The organism is Cyanobium sp. BA5m-21 (assembly GCF_024346235.1).
Lineage (GTDB): Bacteria > Cyanobacteriota > Cyanobacteriia > PCC-6307 > Cyanobiaceae > Cyanobium_A > Cyanobium_A usitatum.
On sequence record NZ_JAGQCO010000009.1, the window covers coordinates 1 to 26,401 of the forward strand.

Consider the following 26,401-nt stretch of genomic DNA (forward strand, 5'->3'; position numbering starts at 1 on the left):
AGCCAGCTAAGGGGCTGCCGAACTCCTTCATCAACCCGCCCAGCTCCTCCTGCTGCTTCTGGGGGTTGTTGGCGTATTTGGCCTTGATCTCGGCCTGCCGCTTCTGCATGGCGGGCTGGGCGATCCGCATGCGGCGGGCGTTGCGGATCGAGCCGGCGCTGAGCGGGAACAGGGCCAGCCGGATCACCACGGTGAGGGCGATGATTGCCAGGCCATAGCTGGGCACCAATCCGTAGAAGAAATCGAGGATTGGGAGCAGCAGGTTGTCGGAGATGTAGCCGATCACGGCAGAGGGGCTCTCGGGGTAGGGGGGCGCGTGGGCTCAGTGTGACTGATGGTCTAGGCGGCCATGCCCTTGGGTGTGGACCTTTTGGCTTGGCGGCGCTCCTCGATGTAGGCCTCGAGGTCCCGGAACCCAGGCACTGCGCGCATCTCGAGCTTGGAGCCGTCGTTGAGCACCAGCACCATGTCGCCCCAGAGGCCGAAGCCGCGGGGCACACTGCGCACCTCCCTGATTTGGCTGTACACAACCTGGGTGCGGTCGCGCCCCAGCCAGCCACCATTTACCTCGATGCGGCGACTGGTGATCCGGAAACGCAGCCAAAAAGCCCGCACGATCGCTCCAATGGCGAAAGGAATGCCGATGAGGGTGAGCCCGAGCACCAAATTGAAGATCAGGTCTCCCTTGGCGGGTCCACCTTCGTAGAAAACGCTTTCCTCAATGGAGGTGGCGGGGGCAGTGCTCATCGCGTCAGGCCTGCTTGGTGAAGAAGTTGACTGCATTCTCCCAGTAAGGACTGGGGGCATTGCTCAGCGCTACCGGGTTTGAGGCTGAGTAGCAGCCAGAGGCAGCGCTGGCCATCGCCGATTTGCTGGGCAAGTAGGTGCTCGTGCAGGAGCCGGCGCAGGCGATTGCGGCGCACGGATCGTTTGTGCACCTTGCTGCTGATCACAATTCCGCAGCGCCAAGTGCTGGACGGACTTGCTTGCTGCTTGGTAGGTAGGAGTTGGGGCAGGGCGTCCAAAACGCGGAGCAACAAAAAAGGGCCGTGCGTTTTGCGGCCCTTCTGATACAAACGGTCAAACACCCGTTGCCCCTTAAGCCGGTGGCACTGGGGCAGGGCCAAGGCTCTTAAACGGCGAGGCGGGCCCGGCCGCGGCGGCGGCGGGTGCGGATCACGCGGCGGCCTGTGTGGCTGCGCATGCGCACACGAAAACCAGATACGCGCTTGCGCTTACGACTCGTTCCTTCCAGGGTGCGCTTGGTCATGGCTGGCTCTTCGCTGCGCTTATTGCGTCGGTAATGGGCGTAAGGGCCAACCTATCAGGCGGGGTTGGCGCCGCTGGGGCTCAGTGTCTATGCCACTCAGTTGTTAGGCGGATCGATCTGAATCAGCCAGCTGCCCAGGTAGCCGGCCATTGGCACGTCGCCGGGGGCTTGGGCCAGGGCATTGAACTGATACATGCCGATGTTGAAGGGATTGAAGATGTTCATGTACACCCCGATGGTGCCGGTGTCTGGCACGGGGGTATCTGGGAAAATCTCTATGGCACCGCCATCGGCAGATACTTCGATCGTGGCTGGGATGGTCTCCTGGCACTTGGTGCGAGACATCATGCCGCCCTCACTCATCTTGCAGAGCTTGACTCGCTTGGGATCAATCTTGGTGTCAAAATAACTTGGGACGCTGATACTTAGTTTTAGAATTGCCGTCTTGCGATCTTTTGGTCTGAGTATCAAGTAGTACTCCGAGCGCTTGAGGCGCTGGGTTTCGGTCATAAAGAAGTAGAGCTTGCGGTAGTCCTTGGTGTTGTCCCAGCGGAACTCCATCAAGCTGGGCGTGCCCTGGGCCAGGCTCGGCTGGAGACTGGTGCTAAGCGCAACTGCTCCAGTGACGAGTGCGGCGCTGGCGGCCAGGGCCGGGAGGGCGAGTTGGTGGCGAAGGCGAGGGAAACCCATCAGGGCTGCACCAATAAGTGATTTGATTCTCAGCAGGGAGCTGCTGCCCCGGTGCCCGGGGTGGCCGGCCCCAAAGGTGGCGGCGGGCCTATGGCTGAGCCCGATCTGGTCGCAGGCCAGCTGCCTCGCGCAGGTAGGGGTGCATCGGGGTCTGCTGCGGTTGTAGCCAGGCATGGGCCAGCAGTCGGATGCAGCGAGGCAGATCGCCCGCTACTTCCATTTGCTGGCAATCGAGCAAAGCCACCTGGTCCCAGCCTGGCTGGCGCCTGGCGATGGCCGCCGGAAAACAGGCATCCAGATCCCGGGTTACGGAAAAGGTCACCGACACCAGCTGCTCTCCCTGGAGTCCATTGCGCTCCATCAGGGCATCCACAAGCTCCTTGACACAGGCCTGAATCGCCGCGGTGCTGTTCGCCTCGGCGGTGGTTGCCCCGCGTAGGGCCCGCAGCTCAAAACCAGCATTCATGGCCTGTAGAGCCACAGGGGTTGACCGTTCCAGGCCAGTTCCAAGCTGAAGCTCTCGATCAGCTGGCGCAGTTGGCTGCGGCCTGGCAGTACACCGCCAAAGCGTTTAGGCGGGCTGCCAAAGGTTGTTGGGCGGGTTTTCTCAGGGTCGAGGCCAGCCAGCTCAGCGGCCAGTCGTCTGGCCGTCTCCTCATCACCGAGCACATCTACTAAACCCAGCTCCAGGGCTTGGGCGCCGCTGAACACCCGGCCATCGGCGAAGCCGCGCACCGTTTCTTGGTTAAGCCCCCTTCCCGTTGCTACAGCCTCCACAAACTGGTGGTAGCTCGAATCAATCAGGCTCTGCAGCAGCTTGCGTTCACCTTCGCTGAGAGCGCGATCCGGCGAAAGAATGTCTTTGTAGAGGCCGCTCTTGACGGTTTCAAAGCTCACGCCCACCCGCTCCAGCAGTTTGGAGAGGTTGTTGCCCCGCAGAATCACGCCGATCGAGCCGGTGATCGTGCCTGGGTTGGACACAATTTTTTCGGCGGCAACTCCGATGTAGACCCCGCCTGAGGCGGAAATGTTGCCGAAGCTGGCCACCACCTTGCAGCCCTTTTCTCGCAGGCGCATTAGGGCGCTGTAGATCTCCTGGCTGTCGCCCACGGTGCCGCCGGGGCTATCGATGCGCAGCAGAAGAGCAGGGCACTCCCGTTGCTCCACCTGGCGCAGGGCCTTGAGCACCCGGCTGCGGGTGGGGCCGGCGATTGGTCCTTCGATGGCAATGCGCGCCAGGGTGCGACGGGTCTTGCGGCGCCAGGGCCAGGGCATTTGGGATAGGTGAAGTGGTTGGATCTTAAAAACAAAGCCTTCGCCGGCCAGGAAGCCCATGCCCCAGGCCCTGCGATGGCCCTTGATGTTGCTCCCTTTTGCGCTGTGGGGCACGGCGATGGCGGCGATGCGGCCCCTGCTGGAATCCGGCAGTCCCCTGCAGGTGGCAAGCCTGCGGCTGCTGCCAGCGGGGGTTCTGGTGCTGCTGGCCGCCCTGTTGCTGGGCCGCTCCCTGCGGGTCGCTGCCGTTGATTGGCCCTGGTTGCTGGCCTTTGCCCTGGTGGACGGCAGCCTCTTCCAGGGGCTACTGGCCCGGGGCCTGGGCCAGACCGGAGCGGGCCTGGGTTCGGTACTTATTGATTCCCAGCCCCTGCTGGTGGCCCTGCTGGCCCGCAGTCTGTTTGGGGAGGCGATCAATCCGGTGGGCTGGGTGGGCCTGCTGCTGGGGTTGCTCGGCATCCTTTGCCTGGGTTTGCCGGCACCGGTGCTGCGCCACTGGTGGCTCGATGGTCCCGTCGCCCTTGGCGAACAGGCCTGGAGCCATGGGGAGCTGTGGATGCTGGCGGCGGCGGCGGCGATGGCCATCGGCACGGTGCTTAGTCGCTACGCCAGCCGCCAGAGCGATCCGGTGGCAATTACCGGCTGGCACCTTCTGCTTGGTGGCCTGCCGCTGCTGGGCGGGGTCGCCTGGGAGGGGGCCTTACTGCCCAGCTGGAGCCTGGGAGAATGGGGATTGATGGCCTACGCCACCGTGCTCGGCAGCGCCCTGGCCTACGGCCTCTTCTTCTGGTTTGCCAACAGTGGTGACCTCACGGGTTTCACCGCTCTCACCTTCTTAACTCCCGTCTTCGCCCTGCTCTGCGGGGTTTTGCTGCTTGATGAGCAGTTGCAGCCGCTGCAGTGGCTCGGGGCCCTGCTGGCCTTGGTGTCGGTGCTGTTGATCAACCGGCGCAAGCAGCTCTGGCGCGGTACCTCCCTGCTGGAGCAGCCGTGATGCGGATCCTGGTGGTGAGTACTCCGGTGGGAGCCCTGGGCAGTGGCCGCGGCGGTGGGGTGGAGCTCACGGCCTGTGCCCTGGTAGCGGGGTTGTTGGCGCGGGGCCACCGGGTGACGGTGCTGGCGGCCGAGGAGTCGGTGTTGCCCACCTCCTGCCTCGCCGCCGAACTTTGGACCTGTAGCGGCAGCTCCCAGACCAGCGCCCAGCACCAGCAGCGCAGTGCTGCGATCACGATGCCGGCCGATGGCCTGCTGCAGGCCTTCTGGCGGCGGGCGCTGTTGGAGGGGCCTGGGGCCGGCTTTGAGGCGGTGATCAACCTGGCCTACGACTGGCTGCCTCTCTGGTTGACCCCCCTAGCGCCCCTGCCCCTGTTTCACCTGGTGAGCATGGGTTCGGTGAGTGAGGCCATGGATTTGGCGATTGCCGAGCTGGCGGCTTGGGATCAGCGGCGCCTCGCTTTTCATACCCGCGTGCAGGCGGAGGATTTTCGTTTGCCCCAGGCGCCGGTGGTGCTGGGCAATGGCTTTGACCTAGACGCCTACGGCTTCTGCGCCGAGCCTGAGCCGCTGCTCGGCTGGGCCGGCAGGGTGGCGCCGGAGAAGGGGCTGGAGGACGCGGCGGCGGCGGCGGCCCAGCTGGGGTTACCCCTAGCGGTGTGGGGTTTGGTGGAAGACCAGGTCTATGCGGCAGCTGTGGAGGCGTCGGTGCCGGCTGGCACCCTGCAGTGGCGGGGTTTCTTGCCCACCAATCAGCTGCAGCAGCAGCTCGGCCATTGCCAGGCCCTGCTGAATACCCCCAAGTGGAATGAGGCCTACGGCAACGTGGTGGTGGAGGCGCTGGCCTGCGGTGTGCCGGTGGTGGCCTATCGCCGCGGCGGCCCCGGCGAGCTGGTGCAGCACGGTCTCACTGGACTGCTGGTGGAGCCTGATGACGTGACGGCCCTGGCGGCGGCGGTGGCACAGGTGGGTGCGATCGAGCGACGCGCCTGCCGGGCCTGGGTGGAGGCCAACGCCACGCGGGCGGTGCTGGCGGAGCGGGTGGAGGCGTGGTTGCTGGCGGGGCTGAGCTGACTGAGATGGGGCATTCACGGCCATGCGGCAGGTGAACCGTTTGTGATCAGCTAGCCGCCGCCGAGATCGTCGATCTGTTTGATGGCGGTTGGTAGGAACTGCCAGGTCCGGCTTGCCACCAGCGGGCGCACGTCGCTTCAGTACGTTGAATGCTTCGGCAAAACGCCCTCTGCCACAGCGCTTAACGCCAGATCTGCTAAGCGCTGAGCCGCCACCGGCCACGCTGACCCGCCATCGCCTCGTCTTGCTCGGCACCCTGGCGATCGGCTTGCTGCTGTTCGTGTGGCAGCTCGGCAGCACGGGGCTAGTGGATGAAACACCGCCGCTGTTCGCCGCCTCCGCGCGGGCGATGGCTGAAACGGGCGACTGGCTGATTCCCCGGGTCAACGGCCTGCCCCGCTACGACAAGCCGCCGCTTGTTTATTGGCTGATGGGGGCCCTCTATGCCCTGCCGGGGCAGCAGGCCTGGAACCCCCTGGGCACCTGGGCGGCGCGGCTGCCCTCGGCCCTGGCCAGCGTGGCGCTGATGCTGGGCCTGGCCCACACGCTGCTGCGCTGGCCCCAGCGCTCCCGGGCCCCAGGGGCCACGGCGCTGGCGGCCGCCCTGGCCTATGGCCTTTCGCCCCTGGCGTTGGTGTGGGGCCGCATCGCCGTGAGTGATGCTCTACTGGCTGGGTGTCTGGGGTTCAGCCTGCTGCTGAGCTGGCGCTGCTACGCCGCAGGCGGGCGCCGCTGGTGGCAGGCCTGGCTGGTGCTGGGGCTGGCGGTGCTGGCCAAGGGGCCGGTGGCGGTGCTTTTGCTGGGGCTCACCCTCCTTTTATTTGGCTGGCTGCAGGCGGATCTGGGCGGGCTGTGGGCGCGGCTGCGGCCCCTGCCTGGACTGGCACTCACCGCCCTGGTGGCGCTGCCCTGGTATGGACTGGCGCTGCTGGTAGAGGGGGAGCCGTTCTGGAAGAGCTTTTTTGGTTATCACAATCTGCAGCGATTCACCGCGGTGGTGAACAACCACCAGGCTCCCTGGTGGTTCTTCGTGCCCGTGCTGGTGATCGCCAGCTTGCCGGTCACGCCCTTGTTGCTGCTGGGGCTGGCCCAGGGCCTGGGGCGCCTGCGCTGGCGCTGGCTGCCGGCGGAGCCGCTGGCGCCCGAGCTCTCCCTGCAGCGCTTCGCCGCCTGCTGGCTGCTGGCTGTGTTTCTGTTTTTCACTGCGGCCGCCACCAAGCTGCCCAGCTACTGGCTGCCGGCCACACCGGCGGCGGGCCTGCTGGTGGCCCTGGCTGCTCAGCGGGGCCGGCGCTGGGCCTGGTGGCTGAGCCTGCTGCTCACGGCGGTCGTGGCCGGGGGCTTCGCGGCAGGACCCCTTTGGCTGCCGCTGATTGAGGCCCCCGAGATGCCCAGCCTGGTGGCTGAGCTGTTGGCGGCGCCCTGGGTGCCCCTGGCCGCGGCCTTCTGGGCCCTAGCCCTGCTGCTGGGGGCCTGGGCAGGCTGGCGCAAGGACGCTCTGTCGGGCCTGCTGGCCCTGCAGCTGCCGCTTGCTGCATTTGTGCCGGCCGTGTTGCTGCCGCTGGTGGAGTTGGGGGATCGGCTGCGGGCCGCCCCAGTGAGGGAGCTCGCGGCTGAGGCCCGCTCAGCCCGGAGGCCCAGCGAGCCGCTGGCGATGCTCGGCATGCTCAAACCCTCGCTGCATTACTACAGCCGCCGGGTGGTGATCTTCGAGGGTGATGAGCCCCAGCACCTGTTGAACCTGGCCGATCGCCTCCGGCATGAGAGCCGCCCAGGCCAACCCGCCAGCACGTCGGCGCAGCAGCCAAGTGTGTTGGTGGTGATTGATTCCGGCACCGCCGCCCAGCCCCACTGGCAGGGACTTAAACCCCAGCTATTAAGTCGCCGCGGTATCTATGCCCTCTGGCGTCTGGAGCGCAGTCGCCTGGAGCAGCGGGCGGCTCAGCTGCAGCGGCAGGGGGTGGCCGCCGACTGGCGGCTGCAGCGCCCCGAGCGCTACTGAGGCTGCGCGCCTTCTAAAGACTGGGTCAGCTGCTTTTGCCGGCAGAAACTGCAATGGCCCCAGCGGGCCATCTCACCGGCGGGGGCCGGGCTGGTGCAGCGGGGACAGCTAGCCATCCCGTGGACGTCCACCCGGCTGGGATGGACGCTCCACACCTCTTCCTCCTGCTGGCGGCCGGGGGCTACGGCGGCGCTGGGGTGGTGCTGCTCCAGGCGTATGTCGCGCACGGTGAAGCCGTTGGCGCGTAGGGCCCCCAGCAGTTGGTGGCGGTTGTATTGGAGCGCCTGCAGCCAAGGGCCAGGGGCGGCGCCCACGGTGAGCAGGCCGCTGTGCAGCCGCAGGGGCCGGCAGTGGGGTGCCAGCTGGGCGCCGGCGATGCGGGGCCAGGCCTGCCATAGGGCTGCCAGGTGTCCGCCCTGCTGCCAGCGTTGCTCCAATTCCCTCAGGCAGCTGGCCAGGGCGCTGGCGGGCTGCCGGGGTGGCGGCATCAGCAGGCTCAGATTGCCGAGTTGGCGGGTTTGCTGTCGGGGGGCCTTGGCCATGGCTTGACCCTATCGGCGGTGCGGCAATCCCGCTGGTGAATCAAGCCAAACCCTGGCTAACCTCAAGCCTTGCCCCTGCAGCCTCCGATGGGCTTCTTTGACCGCCTCAGCCGCCTGATCCGCGCCAACGCCAATGCGGCGGTAGGCGCGATGGAGGACCCTTCCAAGATTTTGGATCAATCGGTGGCCGACATGCAGTCGGACCTGATCAAGCTTCGCCAGGCGGTGGCTACTGCTATCGCTAGCCAAAAGCGCATCCAGAACCAGGCCGAGCAGGCCGATTCCCAGGCTAAAACGTGGTACGAGCGCGCTGAACTGGCCCTCAAGAAGGGTGAGGAAGACCTGGCCCGCGAAGCCCTAGGGCGCCGCAAAACCTGCCAGGACACCGCCACTGCCCTCAACAACCAGCTGCAGAGCCAGGCGGGTCAGGTGGACCAGCTCAAAAAGAGCTTGGTGTCACTTGAGAGCAGGATCGCTGAGGCCAAAACTAAAAAGGACATGCTCAAGGCCCGGGCCCAGGCGGCCCAGGCCCAGGAGCAGCTGCAGAGCGCCGTGGGCAGCCTCGGCACCAACAGCTCCATGGCTGCCTTTGAGCGCATGGAGGAAAAGGTGCAGACCCTGGAGGCTCGCAGCCAAGCCGCCGCTGAGCTGGCTGGAGCAGATCTGGAGAGTCAGTTTGCGGCGCTTGAAGGGGCCCCCGAGGTTGACGATGAATTGGCGGCTTTGAAAAATCGCCTCGCAGGTGGGACACCGGTATCCCTGCCCCTGGGAAGCTCAGCTGCTCCCCAGCTCGAGCCGGTAAAGGTGAGCGAGGTAGACCCGGAGCTCGAGGAGCTCAAGCGTTCGATCGACAAACTTTGAGCGGCTTGGCAGTTCGTCTCCGGCCGGCTGCCCCGCTTCATACAATCGCCGTACGCATACGTTTTTAAGGGCTGTTGTTGTGTCTGTCGCTCATCTCACCGATGCCAATTTCCAAGCTGAGGTGACCGATTGTTCAACGCCCGTGCTGGTGGATGTGTGGGCCGAATGGTGCGGTCCCTGCCGGCTGATGGCTCCAATGATGGAGTGGATGGCTGCTGAATATGCGGGTCGCCTGGTGGTGGGCAAGCTCGAGGCAGACGCCAACCCAGAGATTCGCGATGGCTTGCAGATCCAGGGACTGCCCGCCCTGATCTTGTTCCGAGACGGCAAGGAACTGGCACGCCACGAGGGTGCCATGGCAAAACCGCAGCTACAGGCTTTTGTGGATGCCCATATCTGACCGCCTGTCGCGTCTTGGCAGCGGCGTTTTCGCCCGCAATGACCAGCGCAAATCGGCCTACGCATCTCGTGCCGCTATCCGGGGCCTATCCCCACTCCTCGATCTCTCACTCGGCTCCACCGATCTGCAACCCCCCGAGGCAGCCATCGAGGCGATCGCTGCCCAGCTTGGTCAGCCCGCCAGCGCCTCCTACTGCCTTCACGCAGCGACCCTGCCCTTTCGCTCGGCAGTGGCCGATTGGGCCCAGCGTCGCTTTGGGGTGAAGGTGGATCCGGAGACGGAGGTGCTTTTGCTGGTGGGTTCCCAGGAGGGCACGGCCCACCTGCCCCTGGCGGTGCTTAACCCGGGTGATCGGGCCCTGCTGCTCGACCCCTGCTACCCCTCCCACCTGGGTGGCTTACACCTGGCTTCCGCTGAGCCGGTGTTGTTGCCGCTAGATCCCGAGGCGGGCTGGCGACCGGATTTTGATGCCCTCAGCCCAGAGCAGTGGGACGACTTGAAGTTGATGGTGCTCGGCTACCCCCACAACCCCACTGCAACTACGGGTCAGCAGGTCTGGCTGGATGAAGCGGCGGAAAGGGCCTTTCGCCATGGGCTGGTGCTGGCCCACGACAACCCTTACGTGGATCTGGCCCTCGATGGCGAGGCGCCGGCCCTGTTGCGAGCACCCCATTGGCGCGACTGCGGGATTGAGTTTTTCTCCTTTTCCAAGGGCTGGTGTTTGGGGGGCTACCGGCTGGCTTTCGCCATCGGTGCCGAGTGGTTGATCAGCGCCTTGCGCCAGCTCAAGGGGGTGGTGGATTTCAATCAGTCCCTTGCCTTGCAGGCCGGGGCAATTGCGGCCCTTGAGCAGGCTCCGCATTGGCCTGGTCAGTTGCGGCAGGAATATCGGCAGCGACGCGATCGCATGGCTGACGCCCTTGAGGCGGTGGGCTGGCCGGTGCGGCGGCCCTCAATGGCGCTCTATTTGTGGTTGGAGTTGCCGCCCCAGGCGCGCCAGCGCAGCTGGGGCAGCGAGGATTTTTGTGCAGCCTTGCTCGAGGCCACCGGTGTGGCCCTGACGCCTGGCAATGGCTTTGGCCCCGGAGGCGAGGGCTGGCTGCGCCTTGCCCTGGTGCATCCGGTGGCTGACCTCGAGGCTGGTGCGGCCCGCATCGGTGCCTGGCTGGCCACCCTTTGAGCTGGCAGTTGCGCCGCCTGCCGGTGTGTGCCAGCACCGAGATCGAACTTGATCGCTGGCTGGAGCGACGCCAGGCCGCAGGCATGTCGTTGCAGCGGCTGGCGGTAACAGCTCGGCGCCAGCGTTTTGGCCACGGTCAGCAGGGGCGGCCCTGGTTGTCGCCGGCGGGCGGGATCTGGCTAAGTGCGGCCATTCCTTGGGCTGGGGCTTTGCCTGGAACGGCCTCCCTGGGCCTTGCGGTAGCGGTGGGGCTGGCCCAGCAGCTCGAGGCCCTGGGGCTTGCGGTGCAACTCAAGTGGCCCAACGATCTACTCGTGGGGGATCGCAAAATTGCGGGGTTGCTGCCCCGGATGCGCTTGCGGGGCCAGCGGATCCGCGCGGCCCAGGTTGGGGTTGGTCTTAATGGTTGCAACCGGGTGCCGCCTGGAGCCCTGTCGGTGGCAGAGGCCCTCGGCTGCCGCCAGGGCCACCCCCTGGCGCGGCCAGAGCGCTTGTTGCCCAGGGTGCTTGCCGGCCTGGAATGGGCTGCGGCCCATGCCCAGCAGCCTTGCCAGGTGCGCGCTGCCGCCGAGGCCCGGCTGTGGCGCCCTGGGGCGGGCTGGTTGCACGACGGTGAGCTTTGGCAGGTGCTGGGTCTGCATGCCGATGGCCGCCTGCGCCTCGGCCGGCAGGGGCGGGAGCTGGCCCTCCAGCGCCACTTCTGAGGCCGTTCCTCGGCAAGGGCGCGGTTAGGCAGGATTTTTACAATGGCGCCTATGCGCGATCGCCAGCCACCGGGGCAAGCCCCCCTAAATCCTGCTGCCCCAAGCCCCCTGCGCCGGGGCCGGGCCCTGGTGGGGATGCTGCCCTTTATGGCATCCCCCCTGCTGGGAGTGGGCCTGGCCTGGGGGCAAGACCAGCTCAGTCCTGGCCTTGCCCCTTCGCCTGCTGCCGCTGGAGCCAACCCCCAGCGGGCAATCGAGATGCCGCCAGCGCCACCGCCCGTGCCCCTGGCCCAGCCGCTGCGTCCCGATCCGGCTGCCCTGCCGAGCCGGCCGCCGGCCCGTTTTGATGCCTCCCTCGATGAGCTGGTGCGTGATGGGGTGGTTAGTCCGGTGGAGCGGGCCCGGATTCGTTCGGGCTCCGGCACGACCCCCTTCAACGTTCCTGCCCACCAGCAGGCCTGTCGCAGCGGCGCCCTTTCCCAGCAGGAGTGCAGCAGGGGCTTGGTGGTGCGCTGGCGCGGCCGTACCAACAACGGCGTAAGTGGCGGAGTAGCGGGCGCTGAATCTTTTGGCCGCTATGACGGCGAAGGTCGCTTGCTGCCGCCGCTCACGGTGCCGGTTTCGGCCCTGCTGGCCGGCGCTGGCGGTAGCTTTCGCCTTGCCGATGTCTTTGGGGTTACGCCCCGCCCGGCTCCGATCGGTGGCAACGGCAACCGCAAGCTGCTGTTTCCTCTTATTGGTTCGGCGGTCACCACCAGCAACTTCGGCTACCGGCTGCACCCGATCCTGGGCAGCTGGCTGATGCACGCGGGCCGCGATTTGGCGGCTCCAGAAGGCACGCCAGTGGTTTCAGCCCTGGGCGGCTTGGTGGTGAGCAGTGGCCTGGCGGGTGGCTATGGCCTGGCGGTTGAGGTCGAACACGACCGGCCGCGGCGCCGCACTCTCTACGGCCATCTCAGCGAGCTCTACGTCAAGGAGGGTGATCGGGTGCGCCAGGGCGAGGTAATCGGCCGGGTCGGCAGCACGGGCTTGAGCAGCGGACCCCATCTGCACTTCGAGTTGCGGCTGCCCGGCGACGGCGGCTGGGTGGCGGTTGATCCTGGTGATCTAGACCCGGGCAAGGGGGCCGCCGGCAGCGATGCCATCGCCCTGTTGATGGGGCAGCTATTGGAGAGATTGGAGCGGCCACGCACCCTTAGCTGAGGATCCGGCCGTCGCGGAAGTGCACGATTTTCTCGGCCCGGGCAGCCACGTCGTCTTCGTGGGTAACCATCACCACGGTCATGCCGCCGCGATGCAGGGCATCGAAGATGTCGAGTACTTCGGCGGTGGTTTGGGAATCCAGGGCCCCGGTCGGCTCGTCGGCCAGCAGCAGGGCGGGCTGGTTGATGATCGCCCTGGCTATGGCTACCCGCTGCTGCTGGCCGCCCGAGAGCTGATTGGGCTTGTTATTTAGCCGCTGACCCAGCCCCACCCGCTCGAGGGCCGCTTGGGCCCGTTGGCGCCGCTCAGCCGCAGGCACCCCCGCGTAAACCATCGGCAGGATCACATTGTCGAGGGCGCTCAACTGGGGCAGCAGATGGAACTGCTGAAACACAAAGCCCAGGTCTCGGTTGCGCAAATCAGCGAGCTGGTCATCGCTGAGGTCTTCCACCGGGGTGTTGTTGAGCCGGTAGCTGCCGCTGGAGGGGCGGTCGAGGCAGCCGAGAATATTCATGGCCGTGCTTTTGCCGGAGCCGGACGCTCCCATTACTGCTAAGTAATCCCCTCTATTGACGGTGAGATCCACACCATCGAGGGCCTTAACGGCCATCTCGCCGCTGCCATAAACCTTGTCTACGCCCTCAAGTTGGGCAACGGGATCCCCCATCAAATCGCGGCCCTGTTCTTAACAAATGACCCGTGTTCAACCAATGGCCTGAACGAGCATCGGCGTGCCGGTAACAGCCTGGCTGGCCCAGGTGAACAGAGGGTTGGAGAGAATGCCACCCACGGCGGTGACAATCACGCAGCCCACTAGGGCGGTGCGCAGGGCGGGCAGGCCAGCCACAGACCAATTGATCGCCGGGTAGGCCTTCACCACATCTGAAGCTTCCTGGGGCTCTTTTACCACCATCATCTTGATCACTGAGATGTAGTAGTAGATCGATACCACCGAGGTGACCAGACCCACCACCACCAGCAGGTATTGGTGATCGGCCCAGCCGGCAAAAAATAAATAAATCTTGCCGAAGAAGCCAAGCATCGGCGGTATGCCACCTAGGGAAAGCAGGCAGAGACTTAAGCCCAGGGTGATCAGCGGATCCTTCTGATAAAGGCCGGCGTAATCGGCGATGCGGTCGGAGCCGGTGCGCAACGAGAACAGGATGATGCAGGCGAAGGCGCCCAGATTCATGAACAGGTAGGCCGCCATATAGAGCACCATCGCGGCGAAGCCGTCTTCGGTGCCGCACACCAGGCCGATCATCACAAAGCCGGCCTGGCCGATGGAGCTGTAGGCCAGCATCCGTTTCATCGAGGTTTGGGCCAGGGCCACCACGTTGCCCAGCACCATGCTGAGCACCGCAAGCACGGTGAAAAGCAGCTTCCACTGGGCATCAAAGCTCTCGAAGCAGCCCACCAGGATGCGCAGGGCCAGGGCAAAGCCGGCGGCCTTGGAACCCACCGAAAGGAAGGCCACCACCGGCGTTGGCGAGCCCTCGTAGACGTCGGGGGTCCATTGGTGGAAGGGCACCGCTGCGATCTTGAAGGCCACCGTGGCCAGCACGAAAACCAGGGCCAAGGCTGTAACGGGCGAGGCGCTGGTGCGCAGGGCCAGGGCTACGGCATCAAGGCCGGTGGCACCGCCGGTGAGGCCGTAAAGCAGGGAGGCGCCGTAGAGGAATACAGCCGCGGCGGCCGAACCCACCAGCAAATATTTCAGTGCTGCCTCGGAGCTGCGGGCATCCCTCTTCATGTAGCCAGCCAGCAAATAGCTAGACACAGAGAGGGTTTCCAGCGACACGAAAATTGTCACTAGATCGGTGGCGCCACATAGGAACATGGCGCCGAGGGTGGCAGCCAGCAGGATGCCGGCGAATTCACCCACCGGCGTGCCGCTCTGCTCTACGTAGCGCCAGCTGAGCAGCAGTGAAATCAAGGTGGAGGCCGCCACCACGGATCGGAAGGCAATCGCCAGGTTGTCCGCCAGGAAGGAGCCCACGAAGGCGGGCTGCAGGTCGGGGGTGTTCCACTGCAGGGCAAGCAGCACTAGGGCGCTGCCCAGGCCTGCATAACAAATCGGTGGAACCCAGCGGCTGGCCGCCTTTTCGCCAGCGAGATCCACCAGCAGGCAGGTGAGCAGTGCGATCAGCACCGCCGCCTCCGGGGCGATGGCGCCAGCGTTGAGCTGGAGATTTAATCCTCCCGTTCCGGCACCACTGCCGATCGCATCGGCCACGGAGGAGAGGGCGCCCAGCAGGAACATCAGCGAGGGGACCGCGAGGTGGGAGCTGTGATGGGGTGACTGTAGCTGCGCCTGGCTGTCAACTTGGGCTCGATGCGATAAAGAGGTAGCGGTTCACCGCGTGCCTGTGGGTCACACCCTGGTCATTGTTGAAAGTCCGACGAAGGCCCGCACGATCCGGGGTTTTCTTCCCAAGGATTTCAAGGTGGAAGCCTCGATGGGGCATGTCCGCGACTTGCCCAATAACGCCAGCGAGATACCTGCGGCGCATAAGGGTGAGAAGTGGGCAAATCTGGGAGTGAACACCGCCGCCAACTTCGAGCCTCTGTACGTGGTGCCGAAGGACAAGAAGAAGGTGGTGAAGGAGCTGAAGGATGCTCTTAAGGGTGCGGACCAGCTGCTGCTGGCGACTGACGAAGACCGTGAGGGTGAATCGATCAGCTGGCACCTGCTGCAGCTGCTGAGCCCGAAGGTGCCTGTGAAGCGGATGGTGTTTCACGAGATCACGAAAGAGGCGATCAGCCGTGCTCTAGAGGAGACCCGCGAGCTGGATATGGAGCTGGTGCATGCGCAGGAAACGCGTCGGATCCTCGATCGGTTGGTGGGTTACACCCTTTCGCCACTGCTGTGGAAAAAGGTGGCGTGGGGTTTGAGCGCCGGCCGGGTTCAGTCGGTGGCAGTGCGCTTGCTTGTGCAGCGCGAGCGTGCGCGGCGTGCTTTCCGCAGCGGCAGCTACTGGGACCTCAAGGCCCGTCTGGAGCAGGGAGAAGGTGTATTTGAGGCCAAGCTCAGCCATTTGCGAGGGGAGCGTATTGCGGGAGGCTCCGACTTCGATGAGAGCACCGGCGGCCTGAAGGACGGCAGCAAGGTGAGGCTGCTGAGCGAGGGGGAGGCGCGGCAGCTCGAGGTGCAGGTGCAGGCGAATTCCTGGCAGGTGGGCTCGGTAGAGGAGAAGGCCACGGTGCGAAAGCCAGTGCCGCCATTCACCACCAGCACCTTGCAGCAGGAGTCCAACCGCAAGCTGCGGCTCTCGGCCCGGGAAACCATGCGCACGGCCCAGGGCCTCTACGAGCGCGGTTTCATCACTTATATGCGCACCGACTCGGTGCACCTCAGCGAGCAGGCGATCAACGCGGCGCGTAGCTGCGTCAGCGAGAAGTACGGGAAGGACTACCTCAGCCCCAGCCCGCGCCAGTTTTCCACCAAGGCTCGCAACGCGCAGGAGGCGCACGAGGCGATTCGCCCAGCGGGAGAGGCGTTCCGCACGCCAAACGCCACTGGACTTGATGGCAAGGATCTGGCCCTCTATGAGCTGATCTGGAAGCGCACGGTGGCCAGCCAGATGGCTGATGCCCGCCTGACGATGCTCGCGGTGGAACTGGAGGCCGATGGCGGCGGCCTGGGCCCAGCCCAGTTTCGGGCGTCGGGTAAGCGCATCGACTTCGCTGGTTTCTTTCGCGCCTACGTGGAGGGCAGCGACGATCCCGACGCGGCGCTTGAAGGACAGGAGCTGTTGCTGCCGGCCCTGAAGGTGGGCGACAGCCCGGCCTGCAAGTCGGTGGAGGCGCTCGGCCACCAAACCCAGCCCCCCGCTCGCTATAGCGAGGCGGCCCTGGTGAAGATGCTTGAGAAGGAGGGCATCGGCCGGCCTTCCACCTATGCCTCGATCATCGGCACGATCGTGGATCGCGGTTACGCGACGCTCGCGAACAACTCCCTCACGCCGAGTTTCACGGCTTTTGCCGTGACGGCCCTGCTGGAGGAGCACTTCCCGGATCTGGTGGACACCAGTTTCACGGCCCGGATGGAGAACACCCTCGATGAGATATCCCACGGTCAGGTGCAGTGGCTGCCTTACCTGGAGAGCTTTTTTAAGGGAGAAAAGGGCCTAGAAACCCAGGTGCAGCAGCGGGAGGGCGATATCGACCCCGGTGTGTCCCGGACCGTTGAGCTGGAGGGCCTGCCGTGCGTGGTGCGCATCGGCCGTTTTGGTGCCTACCTGGAAACGAAGCGCGTCGCTGAAGACGGCAGCGAGGAGCTGCTCAAGGCCACGCTGCCTCAGGAGATCACCCCTGCCGATCTCGATGCGGAAAAGGCGGAGTTGATCCTGAGGCAAAAGGCGGATGGTCCTGAGTCTCTTGGTGATGACCCAGAAAGCGGAGAGCAGGTGTACTTGCTGTTTGGCCAGTACGGGCCGTATGTGCAGCGGGGCCAGGTGAGTGACGAGAACCCGAAACCGAAGCGAGCATCTCTGCCCAAGGGCGCCAAGCCCGAGGAGCTGAGCCTGGAGGATGCCATCGCGCTGTTGCGTCTACCGCGCCAACTTGGCGACCACCCGGAGGGTGGTCGGGTGGAGGCGGGTCTTGGTCGCTTTGGCCCCTATGTGGTGCATCACAAGGGGAAGGGTGAGAAGGACTACCGATCTCTTAAGGCAGAGGACGACGTACTGGTGGTTGGCCTTGAGCGAGCGGTGGAGCTGTTCGCCATGCCCAAGAAGGGGCGCGGGGGCCGCACGGCCCTCAAGGAGATCGGAGTCCCGGAGGGAGCGGAGGAGGCGATCCAACTGTTTGACGGTCCCTACGGGCTGTATGTAAAGCAGGGCAAGGTGAATGCTTCTTTGCCGGAGGGCACGACAGCCGACACGATCACGCTGGAGCAGGCGGTTGAGCTGCTGGCCGCAAAGGCCTCTAGTGGCAAAGCTGGGGGGAGGAAGCCTGGAGCGAAAAAGCCAGCAGCGAAAAAACCGGCAGCCAAGGCTCCTGCGGCAAAGAAAGCTCCCGCCACTACCAAGACCGGCCGCTTGCGGGCCAGTGCGGTGCGTGTGATCAGGGCGGCGGACAGCTGATGGCAGGCGCCGGCCGCACCTTTGGGTCGCTGCTTTGCGCTCTAGCGCTGGCTGGCTGCAGTGGCACCCGCTTCGGCGACCAGCTGGCCCGCAGCTTCTCAGCGCCCCCGGCCCAGCCCGCTCAGCCGGTCTCTCCTGCCCCTAATCCAGCGACCGCCACTCCCGCCTCAAAAGCTGCTGCCCCACCTACTGCTGCCGCCACTGCTGCCTCCCCCAAAAAGCCTGAGCCCAAGCCCGTGGAAGCCAAGGCGGCAGCCGTCAATCGCAGTAAGCCAGCCCCCTATCGCATCACGATCCAGCTGCCCTCCGCCGATCCCGCTGCCCCGGCTGAAGCGGTCACAGAAGCCTTGCGGGCGGCGGGGGTCAGTTTTGAGGTGGAGATGATTGAGCGGGTCGGAGCTGCTGCCACGCCGGCGGCTGCCCCCACGGTCACACCGGCGCCGGCACCGCGCTGATGTCGTCCCGGCGCCAACTCAACCGCGGCCAGGCCCGCCAGTTGATGGATACGGCCTATCTCGCCGCCGCCACCGCCCTGCTGTGGGTGGCGCTCTACTACCTGCCGGTAGGCAGCCCCCTATTTCGGCTGGCCCTGCCCCTGCCCCTGGCCCTGTTGCAGTTGCGTCATGGCTGGCGCTGTGCCGTGGAGGGACTGGTTGTGACCGCCCTATTGCTGGTCGCCCTGATGGGTCCGATCCGGGGGCCGTTGGTGGTTTTCCCCTATGGCTTGCTGGCGCTGTGGCTGGGCTGGTGCTGGCGGGCCAGGGCCGGTTGGCGTTCCAGTTGGTGGCTGAGCTGGGGCGTTGGCAGCCTGATCAGTGCAGCTGGCTTCCTGGTGAGGGTGGCGGTGCTCTCGGTTTTGGTGGGCGAGAACCTTTGGGTGCTGATCACCACTGCGGCTGCTGGTTTATTGGAGAAGTTGGCTGGCTGGCTTGGCTTGGCGGCATCGATCGAGCTGGCCCAGGTGCAGCTGGCTGCGCTGGCGTTGGTGTGGGTGCAGAACGTGATCGTGGTGCTGGCCCTGCATGCGGTGGCCTACTGGATCTTTCCGCGCCTGCATTCCCCTATCCCAGAGCCCCCAGATTCCCTTCGGGCCCTAGTGGCCCTCGACCCCCTCTGATGCCACCCTCTAAGCGGCCTGATGGCCCTTGATTCCTGGACCCAGGCTCTGGAGCAGGGCTGGCGCCACAGCCGCACTCTGCTGCTGCTCGCCGCCACCGATACGGCTGCGGTACCTGGGATTTCCGCTGCTGGGGCCTCGCCTCAGGCCCGGCTGGGTACGGCGGCCGCCGATGCCGAATTGCTGCTGTTGGGACCCGGTGGTACCCGCTGCCATGCCCTGCCGCCCCTGCCGGCGGGGGTCAGCCCGGCCCTGATCAGCCATGTGGTGTTGAGTCAGCTGGGGCTGCTGGAGCGCACCCGGGTGCTCGATCTGGGCTGTGCGATCGCGGCGGCGGTGCCGCACCTGCGCCTGCCGGGGCTGGAGAGTGCCGGCCCGGCCCGCTGCCTCAGCACGGGCCAGGCCCTTGTCCCAGCCAGGGTGGAGGCCCTGGTGCAGCGCGGCAGCGCCTGGGGCAGGCGCTGGGATCCGGCCGAGCCGTTGCTGCTGGCCGAATGTGTGCCCGGAGGCACCACCACGGCCATGGCGGTGCTCGAGGGCCTGGGGGTGGCAGCGGCGGGTTTAGTGAGCGGCAGCTTGCGCCAACCGGTCCACGGGCTGAAGGCGGACCTCGTGGCTCAGGGTTTGGCTGCAGCGAGTTTTGAGGCGGCAGATCTGACGGGAGTTGCGCACCCCCTAGCATTTGCGGATCCTCTAAACGTATTGGCGGCGTTGGGGGATCCAATGCAGGCCTTCGCTGCTGGGCTGGTGGGGGCGGCGGCGGCCCGCGGTACGCCGGTGCTGCTGGCCGGTGGCAGCCAGATGGCGGCGGTGCTGGCCCTGGCCCTAGCCCTGGCTGAGCCAGGCCAGCGGCCAGCCCTGGCGGAGCGCTTGGTGGTGGCCACCACCGCCTGGGTGGCCGAGGAAGCTGGCAGCAACCTGGCCCTGCTGCTGGAGCGCATAGGTGCCCGCTGGCAGGTGCGGCCGAGGCTGGAGGTGGCGGCCCTGCGCTTCCATGGCTGCAGCAGCTCCGCCCTACGCGACTACGAGCGCGGCTACGTCAAGGAGGGGGTGGGGGCCGGCGGCCTGGCCCTGCTCTGGCAGCTGGCGGGCCGGCAGCCAGGGGCCCTGGCTGAGGCCTGCGACGCAGCCTGCCGGCTGGAGCTCGGTGCCTAGGGTCGCTGCCATGGCATTTACTCCCGCTGTGCTCTCCCGTCGCCGGCTGCTGCAGCTAGGGGTGGGAGCTGGCGCTGGCCTGCTGGCCGCCTGCCGCTCCGCCCCTGGCCCCGAGCTGCTGCTGGCAGAAGCAGACCTGCCAGCCGCCTGGCTGAAGCAACTGCCCGCCCCCTGGCGGACACGCCAAGTGGCTGATGCCGCTGCTGTGCAAAAAGTCGTGCGTGAGCTGGGCCAAAGGCCGGCCCCCGGTTTGGTGACCCCTGGCTTGGTTGCTCTCAGTGACGGCTGGGCCAGTGGCCTGAGCCGGCAGCAACTTCAGTCCTTTGAGGCGCCGCGGCTCTGGGCTCGCCTGGCCGCCTTCAGTGCCCCGGTGGCCCGTCTTTATGGTCCGGTGGGTGAGGCGCAGCTGGCCTTCCCCTGGGCCTACAGCCCCTGGGTGATCGCCCTGCGCAGCCGCCCCGACCTGGCCGCCCGTCGCCAGGAGGGCTGGCAGTTGCTGCTTGATCCCAGCCTGCGCGGCCGGTTGGTGTTGCCCTCCAGCCCTCGCATCAGCCTGGAGATCATGGGCGGCGATTTTGAGCGGCTGGAGCGGTTGCGGGCCCAAGCCCTCGCCTACGACGACCGTGACGGCCTCAATCTGCTGCTCAGCGGTGATGCTGAGGCGGCGGTGCTGCCCCTGCAGCGCCTGATTCCCCTGCTGCGCCGCGACCAGCGCCTGGCGGTGATCTGGCCCGACAGCGGCGCGCCCCTCAGCTGGCAACTGCTGCTGCGACCTGCCGGTGCTGCACAGTCAGCGCCACCACCGCTGGAGTGGCTCGGTGCAGTGCTGGAGCAGCCCCAGCTGGAGCAACTGCTGGCCCGGGGCTTGGTGCCGCCCCTGCCCCAGGCCGATCTGGCGCCGGTGGCGCGGCGCTTTCCCGAGTCGATAGCAGCCCTGCTGCTGCCGGGAGATGGCCTGCTGCAGCGCTGCTGGAGCCTGCCACCCCTTTCCGTGCCCCAGCAGCTGGCCCAGCAGAACCTCTGGGATGCGGCCGCTCCCAGGCCCTAGCCCCAAAGGCGGCGGCGGGGGGAGGCGCTCAGGCGCCGGTGGGTGTCGGCTAGCAGCTCGGGGATGGGTAGCTCGTGGGGGCAGCGCGGCAGGCAGGCCCCGCAGGCGCGGCAGGCCTCGGCGTTGAGCTCCTCCCACCAGTGGCCGGCACGGCCGATCAGGTTGTAGCGCTCCTGGGCAAAGGCCTCCATGCCGTGGCCCACGGCCAGGTTGCGCAGGCGCAGGAGTTCGGGGATCGGCACGCCGTTGGGGCAGGGCAAGCAGGCGCGGCACTGGCCGCAGCGCTCCGCCCCCAGGCGCTCGCGGCCGGCGACGTCCAGGCGCTGCAGGGCTGAGCGTTGCGCGGCACTCAGCCAGGGCGAGGGCCCGCCGATGGCAGCGGCCCAGGCCAGGTCTTCCGGCTGCTCAGCCCCCAGGCTCAAGGTGGAGATCCCCTGATCGAGCAGGAAGCGATAGGCCAGCTCCAGGGGGTGAAACGGGGCGCAGTCGGCGAGCAGCTCCGCTGGTGGGTCGTAGAGGCGACCGCCCTTGTCGGCCGGGGAGATGGCAAGCACGCCGATTCCCTGGGCCAGGGCGGCGCGGGCGATGGGCAGGAGGGTCTGGTCAAACAGGTGCACATGCAGGCTGCAGAACGTGAAGCTCCCCGAGCTCAGGGCGGCTTCGATCAGCTCGGGCGTGCCGTGGCTGCTGAAGCCCACCTGACCCACCAGTCCTTCATCTTTGGCCCAGGTCAGCAGGTCGGCGCCGGGCCCCTTAAGCGCCCACTCCAGGTGCTCGGGGCGGTTGAGGCCATGCACGGCCAGGTTGGTGAGCTGGGCCACGCCAAGGCGCGCCAGGATTGAGCGCAGTTGCCCCTGGCCGGTGGCCAGGTCGGGGCCGGGTAGCAGTTTGCTGGTGATGAGCCAGCCGTCTGAGGGGCCCAGGTTGTCCCGTTGCAGGGCCGCTAGAGCCTGGCCCAGGAAGGTTTCGGCGGGCCCGTAGGCAGGGGCTGTTTCCAGGTGGTTGATGCCGGCGGCCAGGGCTGCCCTAAGCACCGCTTCCATCTGGGCGGGGCTGCCCAGGGCCCGCATCGTGCCCAAGCTGAAGGCCGACACCGCCGGCCCGGAGCCGTAGGGGCGCCGCAGCCGGTTTTCAGGCTGTTGGTTCATCCCCAGGTTGGTCGGCTTTGGGGTGGGCCTGTTTGAGGTGGCGCACCAGGTCGGCAGGGCTGGTGCTGTCCAGGAAGCGGCGGAAATTGTCCTGCTCCTGGGCGTCGGCCTCCGCATCCACCGGGATGGAGGCATCAGCCACGACCTCTTCAAGCATCCAGATGCTGCTGCCGGTGCGCAGGGCGAGGGCGATGGCATCGCTAGGCCTGGCGTCTATCTCGATGCTTGAGGCAGCTGTTTGGTCGCCAGGCGCCCCAGCTTCCCCATCGCTAGCGGGGCTGAGTTTCAGCACGGCGCGGAAGGTGCTGTCTTCGATCGTGTGAATTACAACCCGGTCGAGCTGCAAACCCCCAGCGTCGATCAGGTCGGCCATCAGGTCGTGGCTGAGGGGTCGGGTCGGTGGTTCTTCGCTGAGTCCCGCCAAAATGTTTTGGGCTTGGGCCTGGTCGATCCAGATCGGCACCTGGCGCCGGCCCGATGGATCGCGTAGCAAAACGATCGGGCTGCGACTGGCCGCATCGAGGGCAATTCCGGCAACGCGCATTTCAACCATGGCTCAGCGCTGCCTTTTAGCCGATTATGGCGAGGATTATCGCCCTGGGCTGGAAAGCAGATGTTTACCGGGCTGGTGCAGGCCACAGGCGTGATCCGCCGCTCTCCCCACGGGGTTCAACTGCAGTGGGCTGCTGCCCCTGGGGCTACTTGGACCCCTGCCAGCCTGGCCCTGGGCGACAGCGTGGCGGTGGATGGGGTTTGTCTCACCGTGGCTGGGCGGCTGGCCGATGGCTTTCGCGCCGATGTCAGCGAGGAAACCTTGGGCCGCACCACCTTGGCCGCCAAGGCAGACCGGGGCGGCAGGGTGAATCTCGAGCCGGCCCTGCGCCTGGCCGACCGGCTTGGCGGCCACCTGGTGAGCGGCCATGTGGATGGGCTGGGGGTGGTGCGTGCCATTGCCCGCCAGGCCGCCTCCTGGCGCCTGGAGCTGGCCTGGCAGAACCCCGCCTACGGCCGCTATGTCTGCGAAAAGGCCAGCGTGGCGGTGGATGGCATCAGCCTGACAGTGGCCGGCTGCGACCCCGATGGTGTTGGTTTCTGGATTGCCGTGATTCCCCACACCTGGGCCAGCACCACCCTGGCGCAGCTGGCGGTGGGGGATGGGGTCAACCTGGAGGCCGACCTACTGGCCAAATACACCGAGCGTTTGCTGGCTGCCACCGGCCCCAGCGGCGTGGCCGAGCCGATCAATGCCCCCTGGCTGGCTGATCACGGCTGGATCTGACGTCTGCGCTTGGCGTGACTACCGTCCAGGTGATGTTGCTGCCATAGCGATGGGCTCAGGTCTGTTTTCGGCCAAAGGCGAGGGATTGAAGGCCTTCACCCTGTTTGAAGGGGTGTTGATGCTGGTACTTGGGGTGCTGGCCCTGATCTTCCCGGTGCTGGCTTCCGCCTGGATCACGGTGATCGTGGCGGTGGGCTTTCTGGTGGGCGGCATCGTGGGTTGGGTAAGCAACCTGGCCCGCTCCCGCCAGTTGGGACGCTGGTATTGCTTTTCGCGGCTGGTGATTTCCACCCTCTTCATCGTGGTGGGGGCCTGGATGATTCAGCAGTTCCGCGGCGGTCCGCTCGAGGACGGCCTGGTGGTGGCCAGTCTGGCCTTTGCCATCGGCATCGTTTTCATCCTCGAAGGCGTGGTTTCGACGCTTGTGGCCCTCGGTCACACACGGGTGAGTGGCTGGGGTTGGGGCTTGCTTAACGGCATCGTCACCCTGATCCTCGGCGTGCTGATCGTGACCATGCAGGCCTGGGGGCTGCTCTGGGTGATTGGGGTGCTGGTGGGAATCAGCTTCCTGTTCAGCGGTATCGACCTGCTCGCCTTCAGCGCCAGCTTCCACGGCGACGACTGAGCAGGAGCGCCAGGGGAGAGGGGCCTAGGGATTTTCTGGTTCGAGCGGTAGCAGGCTGATCGAGCCGTTGTCTGGGTTGATCTCGATCCGAAATTCCTGGCCCGGCTCCAAACCCAGCCTGCGGGTGTAGGCGTGGCCGATCAGCAGGTTGCCGTTGCCATGCACCCGGGTGCGGAAATCAGCTTGCCGTCCCTTGCCTTGGCCGCTGCTGGCGGTTCGGCTAACGCTGTTTGGTACCGGGTAGCCCTTGGCAGCCACCAAAGCTCGATAAAAACTTTTTTTCAGCACCCGTCCGCTCGGACCCACGTAGCCGCAGCCCCGGGCGATTTCGTCCTCTGGGCGGTTGCTCAGGGCGCGGGCCCGATCAAGAAGGGCCTTGCCTTCCAGCATGTCCGCGGGGCTGTCGCCGTTCCTGGCCGCCATGTAAAAGGCCTGCGCTGGGCAGATATATCAACTAATTGTGCCCGGTACGCAAGGAAATCGCCATCCGTGCCAGCGGTTGACGACTTGGCGCCTCAGAGCAGATACAGGATTCCGTAGAGCACAACCCAGATGCCATCAACGAAATGCCAGTAGAGCTCAGCTGCTTCAAGGCCGAAATGGTCGCTGGCGCTGATGCGTCCTCCCTGGCGAGTTTGCAGAGCAACGATGGCGATACAGATCACACCAAGAGTCACGTGTAGGCCGTGAAAGCCAGTGAGGGCGTAGAAGGTGCTGGCAAAAAGGTTGTCGGTGAGGCTGAAGGGCAGGTTGAAATACTCGACCATCTGACCCGCCAGGAAAATCGCGCCCAGGCCGCCAGTGATTGCCAGCCAGAGGCGGCTGGCCCCCAGCTGTCCGGCCCTGCATTCCTTGCCGGCGCGGTGAAAGGTGAAGCTGCTGATGATCAAAACCACCGTGTTGATGGTGGGTAGCAGCAATTCGAGCTCATAGATCCCCCCTTCCGGCAGCGGATTCACGGCCCGGAAAGTGAGATAGGCGGCAAAAAAACCGGCGAAGGTCATGCCATCTGCCACTAAGAAGGTGGCTAGGCCAAATAGGCGGAAATCTCCGTGGCCCTCACCAGCTGGGCTGTGGCCAGCCTCAATGGCGACTGAATCCTGTAGGGGTGTGGTGCTGGTCACGCTTTTGTCTCCGGGTGCTGGCCGTAGCCGTAGGGCTCGGTAACTAGTGGTGCCTCGCCGTGCCAGTTTTCAACCGGTGGCGGCGAACTGGTGAGCCACTCAGATGTAAGGGCATTCCAAGGGTTGTCACCAGCCTCTTTGCCGTTTATCGCCGTAACCACCACGTTGATAAGCAGTGGCAGGGTGCTGATGGCCATCAACAGGGCGCCCACGCTGCTCACCTGGTTAAGGGTGGTGAAGGCGGGGTCGTATTCGGCAACCCGACGAGGCATGCCATTTAAGCCGAGCCAGTGCTGGGGGGCGAAGCAGAGATTGAAACCAACAAAAGTGAGCAGGAAGTGGAGCCTCCCCAAGTCCTCGTTAAGCAGGCGACCGGTAAATTTCGGATACCAGTGATACAAAGATCCGAAAATAACAAATACCGTGCCCCCGTAAACAATGTAGTGGAAGTGGCCCACCACGAAGTAGGTGTCATGAACGTGAATATCAAAAGGCACCTGGGCCAGGGCTACGCCAGTGATGCCGCCGAATACAAAATTAACGATGAAGGCGCATGAAAACAACATCGCCGAATTGAGGGCAATCTTGCCTCCCCATAAAGTTGCCAACCAGTTGAAGAATTTGATCCCGGTTGGGACGGCGATAAAGGAGGTGGCAATCGTGAAAAACAGGCGCATCCAGGGCGGTGTGCCGCTGGTGAACATGTGGTGAGCCCAAACAATTAGGCCAAGGAAAACGATCGCCATGATCGAATACACCATCGTGGTGTAACCAAACAGAGGTTTGCGGGCGTGGATAGGCAGTATTTCGCTGACGAGCCCGAAGGCTGGCAGCACCATGATATATACAGCCGGGTGGGAATAGAACCAAAAAAGGTGTTGATAAACCACTACGTTTCCACCCATCGTTGGGTTGAAAAATCCGGTGTGGGCAATGATGTCGAAACTGAGCAGAATTAGGGTGCCTGCCAGTACTGGCGTCGACAGCACAACTAAAACACTGGTGCCCAGCATCGCCCAGCAATACATGGGCAGCATCATCAGCTTCAGTCCAGGACGCCGCAGCTTCAGAATGGTGGCAATGAAGTTGATGCCGCCAAAAATCGAGCTGCCACCAAGCAGAAGCACGCTCAATATCCATACCACTTGGCCTGCTGCTGGGGTGGTGAGGCTTAGGGGTGGATAGGCGGTCCAGCCGGATTGGGCAGCCGCTCCGGCAATAAAATAACTACTGATAAGCAGAATACCCGCAGGTGGAATCAGCCAGAAGGCCACAGCGTTGAGACGGGGGAAAGCCATGTCTCTGGCGCCCACATAAAAGGGAATCAGATAATTGCCGAAGGCGCCATTCACTACTGGCACGATCCAAAGAAAGATCATCACCGTGCCATGCAGGGTGAGCACCTCGTTGTAGGTCTCACGGCTGACGAAATCGGAGATTGGACTGATCAGTTCCGTGCGAATAACCCCAGCTAGGGCGCCGCCGATCAAATAGAAGATGAAGCCACAAACCAAATATTGCAGCCCAATCACCTTGTGATCGAGGCTGAAACTGAAGTAGCGCAGCCAGCCTTGGGGTTGCAGGTTGCCGTCGAAATCGCTTGGGTTGGCGAGAGTCATGGCGG

30 protein-coding genes are annotated in these 26,401 nt (G+C 65.3%); 15 read left to right on the forward strand and 15 right to left on the reverse strand.

Features of this window, described 5'->3' with window-relative positions; translation table 11 throughout:
• The 7 genes from KBY72_RS04360 to sppA form a co-directional block, all read right to left on the reverse strand.
• The coding region (locus tag KBY72_RS04360) for a YidC/Oxa1 family membrane protein insertase (protein WP_254993138.1) at positions 1–286 on the reverse strand (286 nt) is incomplete at its 3' end.
• A gap of 53 nt (positions 287–339) precedes the next feature.
• Complete coding sequence (locus tag KBY72_RS04365; RefSeq protein WP_106501423.1) at positions 340–747, reverse strand: PH domain-containing protein; 408 nt, start codon at positions 745–747, stop codon at positions 340–342.
• Positions 744–1,127, reverse strand: a complete 384-nt coding sequence (rnpA, locus tag KBY72_RS04370) for a ribonuclease P protein component (RefSeq protein WP_254960871.1) — start codon at positions 1,125–1,127, stop codon at positions 744–746. The genes KBY72_RS04365 and rnpA overlap by 4 nt, the downstream gene beginning before the upstream one ends.
• 5 nt (positions 1,128–1,132) lie before the next feature.
• On the reverse strand, positions 1,133–1,270 hold the full coding sequence (gene rpmH, locus KBY72_RS04375) for a 50S ribosomal protein L34 (protein ID WP_006170261.1): 138 nt from the start codon (positions 1,268–1,270) through the stop codon (positions 1,133–1,135).
• A 96-nt stretch (positions 1,271–1,366) separates the two neighbouring features.
• Positions 1,367–1,960, reverse strand: a complete 594-nt coding sequence (locus KBY72_RS04380) for a DUF2808 domain-containing protein (RefSeq protein ID WP_254960870.1) — start codon at positions 1,958–1,960, stop codon at positions 1,367–1,369.
• 88 nt (positions 1,961–2,048) lie between these two features.
• A complete protein-coding gene (aroH, locus tag KBY72_RS04385) occupies positions 2,049–2,426 on the reverse strand; it encodes a chorismate mutase (RefSeq protein ID WP_254960869.1) in 378 nt (125 codons plus the stop codon).
• Positions 2,423–3,235: a signal peptide peptidase SppA gene (sppA, locus tag KBY72_RS04390; protein WP_254993139.1), complete on the reverse strand. Its 813-nt coding sequence runs from the start codon at positions 3,233–3,235 to the stop codon at positions 2,423–2,425. The genes aroH and sppA overlap by 4 nt, the downstream gene beginning before the upstream one ends.
• Before the next feature lie 58 nt (positions 3,236–3,293).
• On the opposite strand from sppA, the gene KBY72_RS04395 reads away from it, so the two are divergent.
• The 3 genes from KBY72_RS04395 (at position 3,294) to KBY72_RS04405 (ending at position 7,304) form a co-directional block, all read left to right on the forward strand.
• Positions 3,294–4,229, forward strand: a complete 936-nt coding sequence (locus tag KBY72_RS04395) for a DMT family transporter (protein WP_254960867.1) — start codon at positions 3,294–3,296, stop codon at positions 4,227–4,229.
• Complete coding sequence (locus KBY72_RS04400; protein ID WP_254960866.1) at positions 4,229–5,302, forward strand: glycosyltransferase; 1,074 nt, start codon at positions 4,229–4,231, stop codon at positions 5,300–5,302. Before KBY72_RS04395 ends, KBY72_RS04400 begins: the two co-directional genes overlap by 1 nt.
• Before the next feature lie 244 nt (positions 5,303–5,546).
• The gene (locus tag KBY72_RS04405; protein ID WP_254993140.1) at positions 5,547–7,304 is read left to right on the forward strand and encodes an ArnT family glycosyltransferase; all 1,758 of its coding nucleotides are present in this window, start codon (positions 5,547–5,549) and stop codon (positions 7,302–7,304) included.
• Here the strand turns inward: KBY72_RS04405 and KBY72_RS04410 are convergent.
• Complete coding sequence (locus KBY72_RS04410) at positions 7,298–7,846, reverse strand: DUF721 domain-containing protein (protein ID WP_254960864.1); 549 nt, start codon at positions 7,844–7,846, stop codon at positions 7,298–7,300. The two genes, KBY72_RS04405 and KBY72_RS04410, sit on opposite strands and share 7 nt — an antisense overlap.
• A gap of 87 nt (positions 7,847–7,933) precedes the next feature.
• On the opposite strand from KBY72_RS04410, the gene KBY72_RS04415 reads away from it, so the two are divergent.
• From KBY72_RS04415 to KBY72_RS04435, 5 genes are all read left to right on the forward strand, one after another.
• Positions 7,934–8,707, forward strand: coding sequence for a PspA/IM30 family protein (locus KBY72_RS04415; RefSeq protein WP_254993154.1), 774 nt, complete (start codon positions 7,934–7,936; stop codon positions 8,705–8,707).
• 79 nt (positions 8,708–8,786) lie between these two features.
• On the forward strand, positions 8,787–9,107 hold the full coding sequence (gene trxA, locus KBY72_RS04420) for a thioredoxin (protein ID WP_254960863.1): 321 nt from the start codon (positions 8,787–8,789) through the stop codon (positions 9,105–9,107).
• Positions 9,094–10,287 carry an aminotransferase class I/II-fold pyridoxal phosphate-dependent enzyme gene (locus KBY72_RS04425; RefSeq protein WP_254960862.1) on the forward strand — a complete coding sequence of 398 codons (1,194 nt, stop codon included), beginning with the start codon at positions 9,094–9,096 and terminating at the stop codon, positions 10,285–10,287. Before trxA ends, KBY72_RS04425 begins: the two co-directional genes overlap by 14 nt.
• Positions 10,288–10,295: 8 nt before the next feature.
• Complete coding sequence (locus KBY72_RS04430; RefSeq protein ID WP_254993141.1) at positions 10,296–10,991, forward strand: biotin--[acetyl-CoA-carboxylase] ligase; 696 nt, start codon at positions 10,296–10,298, stop codon at positions 10,989–10,991.
• 42 nt (positions 10,992–11,033) lie between these two features.
• Entirely contained in the window at positions 11,034–12,194 is a 1,161-nt protein-coding gene (locus KBY72_RS04435) for a M23 family metallopeptidase (RefSeq protein ID WP_254960860.1), read from the forward strand.
• Here the strand turns inward: KBY72_RS04435 and KBY72_RS04440 are convergent.
• Together KBY72_RS04440 and KBY72_RS04445 are read right to left on the reverse strand one after the other, a co-directional pair.
• The gene (locus tag KBY72_RS04440) at positions 12,187–12,861 is read right to left on the reverse strand and encodes an ABC transporter ATP-binding protein (RefSeq protein WP_254960859.1); all 675 of its coding nucleotides are present in this window, start codon (positions 12,859–12,861) and stop codon (positions 12,187–12,189) included. The two genes, KBY72_RS04435 and KBY72_RS04440, sit on opposite strands and share 8 nt — an antisense overlap.
• Before the next feature lie 36 nt (positions 12,862–12,897).
• The gene (locus KBY72_RS04445; protein ID WP_254960858.1) at positions 12,898–14,457 is read right to left on the reverse strand and encodes an NAD(P)H-quinone oxidoreductase subunit N; all 1,560 of its coding nucleotides are present in this window, start codon (positions 14,455–14,457) and stop codon (positions 12,898–12,900) included.
• Between the two features lie 106 nt (positions 14,458–14,563).
• Between KBY72_RS04445 and topA the strand changes: the two genes are divergently transcribed.
• From topA to KBY72_RS04470, 5 genes are read left to right on the forward strand one after another with little or no spacing between them, the layout of a single operon-like run.
• Entirely contained in the window at positions 14,564–17,281 is a 2,718-nt protein-coding gene (topA, locus tag KBY72_RS04450) for a type I DNA topoisomerase (RefSeq protein WP_254993156.1), read from the forward strand.
• Positions 17,281–17,736: a hypothetical protein gene (locus tag KBY72_RS04455; RefSeq protein ID WP_254960144.1), complete on the forward strand. Its 456-nt coding sequence runs from the start codon at positions 17,281–17,283 to the stop codon at positions 17,734–17,736. The genes topA and KBY72_RS04455 overlap by 1 nt, the downstream gene beginning before the upstream one ends.
• The gene (locus tag KBY72_RS04460; protein ID WP_254960145.1) at positions 17,736–18,398 is read left to right on the forward strand and encodes a DUF2232 domain-containing protein; all 663 of its coding nucleotides are present in this window, start codon (positions 17,736–17,738) and stop codon (positions 18,396–18,398) included. The genes KBY72_RS04455 and KBY72_RS04460 overlap by 1 nt, the downstream gene beginning before the upstream one ends.
• Before the next feature lie 21 nt (positions 18,399–18,419).
• Positions 18,420–19,553: a nicotinate-nucleotide--dimethylbenzimidazole phosphoribosyltransferase gene (locus KBY72_RS04465; RefSeq protein ID WP_254960146.1), complete on the forward strand. Its 1,134-nt coding sequence runs from the start codon at positions 18,420–18,422 to the stop codon at positions 19,551–19,553.
• 10 nt (positions 19,554–19,563) lie between these two features.
• Positions 19,564–20,601: a twin-arginine translocation pathway signal gene (locus KBY72_RS04470; protein WP_254960147.1), complete on the forward strand. Its 1,038-nt coding sequence runs from the start codon at positions 19,564–19,566 to the stop codon at positions 20,599–20,601.
• Here KBY72_RS04470 and KBY72_RS04475 read toward each other — a convergent pair.
• Together KBY72_RS04475 and KBY72_RS04480 are read right to left on the reverse strand one after the other, a co-directional pair.
• The gene (locus KBY72_RS04475) at positions 20,598–21,671 is read right to left on the reverse strand and encodes an aldo/keto reductase (RefSeq protein ID WP_254960260.1); all 1,074 of its coding nucleotides are present in this window, start codon (positions 21,669–21,671) and stop codon (positions 20,598–20,600) included. The two genes, KBY72_RS04470 and KBY72_RS04475, sit on opposite strands and share 4 nt — an antisense overlap.
• Positions 21,672–21,732: 61 nt before the next feature.
• Complete coding sequence (locus KBY72_RS04480) at positions 21,733–22,302, reverse strand: bifunctional nuclease family protein (protein ID WP_106501439.1); 570 nt, start codon at positions 22,300–22,302, stop codon at positions 21,733–21,735.
• A 60-nt stretch (positions 22,303–22,362) separates the two neighbouring features.
• Between KBY72_RS04480 and KBY72_RS04485 the strand changes: the two genes are divergently transcribed.
• Together KBY72_RS04485 and KBY72_RS04490 are read left to right on the forward strand one after the other, a co-directional pair.
• On the forward strand, positions 22,363–23,028 hold the full coding sequence (locus tag KBY72_RS04485; protein WP_254960148.1) for a riboflavin synthase: 666 nt from the start codon (positions 22,363–22,365) through the stop codon (positions 23,026–23,028).
• 49 nt (positions 23,029–23,077) lie between these two features.
• Entirely contained in the window at positions 23,078–23,653 is a 576-nt protein-coding gene (locus tag KBY72_RS04490) for an HdeD family acid-resistance protein (protein WP_254960261.1), read from the forward strand.
• Positions 23,654–23,677: 24 nt separating this feature from the next.
• Here the strand turns inward: KBY72_RS04490 and KBY72_RS04495 are convergent, their stop codons facing one another.
• The 3 genes from KBY72_RS04495 to ctaD all read right to left on the reverse strand — a co-directional run bounded on the left by KBY72_RS04495 (position 23,678) and on the right by ctaD (position 26,396).
• Positions 23,678–24,043, reverse strand: a complete 366-nt coding sequence (locus KBY72_RS04495; RefSeq protein ID WP_254960263.1) for an AbrB family transcriptional regulator — start codon at positions 24,041–24,043, stop codon at positions 23,678–23,680.
• A gap of 125 nt (positions 24,044–24,168) precedes the next feature.
• Positions 24,169–24,777, reverse strand: a complete 609-nt coding sequence (locus KBY72_RS04500) for a heme-copper oxidase subunit III (protein WP_396123064.1) — start codon at positions 24,775–24,777, stop codon at positions 24,169–24,171.
• Positions 24,774–26,396 carry a cytochrome c oxidase subunit I gene (ctaD, locus tag KBY72_RS04505; RefSeq protein ID WP_254941300.1) on the reverse strand — a complete coding sequence of 541 codons (1,623 nt, stop codon included), beginning with the start codon at positions 26,394–26,396 and terminating at the stop codon, positions 24,774–24,776. The genes KBY72_RS04500 and ctaD overlap by 4 nt, the downstream gene beginning before the upstream one ends.
• Positions 26,397–26,401: the final 5 nt, after the last annotated feature.

Excerpts from the sequence above, each read along its gene's own strand:
- KBY72_RS04460 (WP_254960145.1), top strand. The coding sequence starts at position 17,736 with ATGTCGTCCCGGCGCCAACTCAACCGCGGCCAGGCCCGCCAGTTGATG.
- KBY72_RS04415 (WP_254993154.1), top strand. The coding sequence starts at position 7,934 with ATGGGCTTCTTTGACCGCCTCAGCCGCCTGATCCGCGCCAACGCCAAT.
- KBY72_RS04480 (WP_106501439.1), bottom strand. The coding sequence starts at position 22,302 with ATGGTTGAAATGCGCGTTGCCGGAATTGCCCTCGATGCGGCCAGTCGC.
- KBY72_RS04365 (WP_106501423.1), bottom strand. The coding sequence starts at position 747 with ATGAGCACTGCCCCCGCCACCTCCATTGAGGAAAGCGTTTTCTACGAA.
- KBY72_RS04485 (WP_254960148.1), top strand. The coding sequence starts at position 22,363 with ATGTTTACCGGGCTGGTGCAGGCCACAGGCGTGATCCGCCGCTCTCCC.
- aroH (WP_254960869.1), bottom strand. The coding sequence starts at position 2,426 with ATGAATGCTGGTTTTGAGCTGCGGGCCCTACGCGGGGCAACCACCGCC.
- KBY72_RS04445 (WP_254960858.1), bottom strand. The coding sequence starts at position 14,457 with ATGTTCCTGCTGGGCGCCCTCTCCTCCGTGGCCGATGCGATCGGCAGT.
- KBY72_RS04495 (WP_254960263.1), bottom strand. The coding sequence starts at position 24,043 with ATGCTGGAAGGCAAGGCCCTTCTTGATCGGGCCCGCGCCCTGAGCAAC.
- ctaD (WP_254941300.1), bottom strand. The coding sequence starts at position 26,396 with ATGACTCTCGCCAACCCAAGCGATTTCGACGGCAACCTGCAACCCCAA.
- KBY72_RS04410 (WP_254960864.1), bottom strand. The coding sequence starts at position 7,846 with ATGGCCAAGGCCCCCCGACAGCAAACCCGCCAACTCGGCAATCTGAGC.
- KBY72_RS04400 (WP_254960866.1), top strand. The coding sequence starts at position 4,229 with ATGCGGATCCTGGTGGTGAGTACTCCGGTGGGAGCCCTGGGCAGTGGC.
- KBY72_RS04380 (WP_254960870.1), bottom strand. The coding sequence starts at position 1,960 with ATGGGTTTCCCTCGCCTTCGCCACCAACTCGCCCTCCCGGCCCTGGCC.
- KBY72_RS04465 (WP_254960146.1), top strand. The coding sequence starts at position 18,420 with ATGGCCCTTGATTCCTGGACCCAGGCTCTGGAGCAGGGCTGGCGCCAC.
- KBY72_RS04435 (WP_254960860.1), top strand. The coding sequence starts at position 11,034 with ATGGCGCCTATGCGCGATCGCCAGCCACCGGGGCAAGCCCCCCTAAAT.
- rpmH (WP_006170261.1), bottom strand. The coding sequence starts at position 1,270 with ATGACCAAGCGCACCCTGGAAGGAACGAGTCGTAAGCGCAAGCGCGTA.
- sppA (WP_254993139.1), bottom strand. The coding sequence starts at position 3,235 with ATGCCCTGGCCCTGGCGCCGCAAGACCCGTCGCACCCTGGCGCGCATT.
- KBY72_RS04425 (WP_254960862.1), top strand. The coding sequence starts at position 9,094 with ATGCCCATATCTGACCGCCTGTCGCGTCTTGGCAGCGGCGTTTTCGCC.
- KBY72_RS04470 (WP_254960147.1), top strand. The coding sequence starts at position 19,564 with ATGGCATTTACTCCCGCTGTGCTCTCCCGTCGCCGGCTGCTGCAGCTA.
- KBY72_RS04440 (WP_254960859.1), bottom strand. The coding sequence starts at position 12,861 with ATGGGGGATCCCGTTGCCCAACTTGAGGGCGTAGACAAGGTTTATGGC.
- KBY72_RS04475 (WP_254960260.1), bottom strand. The coding sequence starts at position 21,671 with ATGCGGGCCCTGGGCAGCCCCGCCCAGATGGAAGCGGTGCTTAGGGCA.
- KBY72_RS04455 (WP_254960144.1), top strand. The coding sequence starts at position 17,281 with ATGGCAGGCGCCGGCCGCACCTTTGGGTCGCTGCTTTGCGCTCTAGCG.
- KBY72_RS04490 (WP_254960261.1), top strand. The coding sequence starts at position 23,078 with ATGGGCTCAGGTCTGTTTTCGGCCAAAGGCGAGGGATTGAAGGCCTTC.
- KBY72_RS04395 (WP_254960867.1), top strand. The coding sequence starts at position 3,294 with ATGCCCCAGGCCCTGCGATGGCCCTTGATGTTGCTCCCTTTTGCGCTG.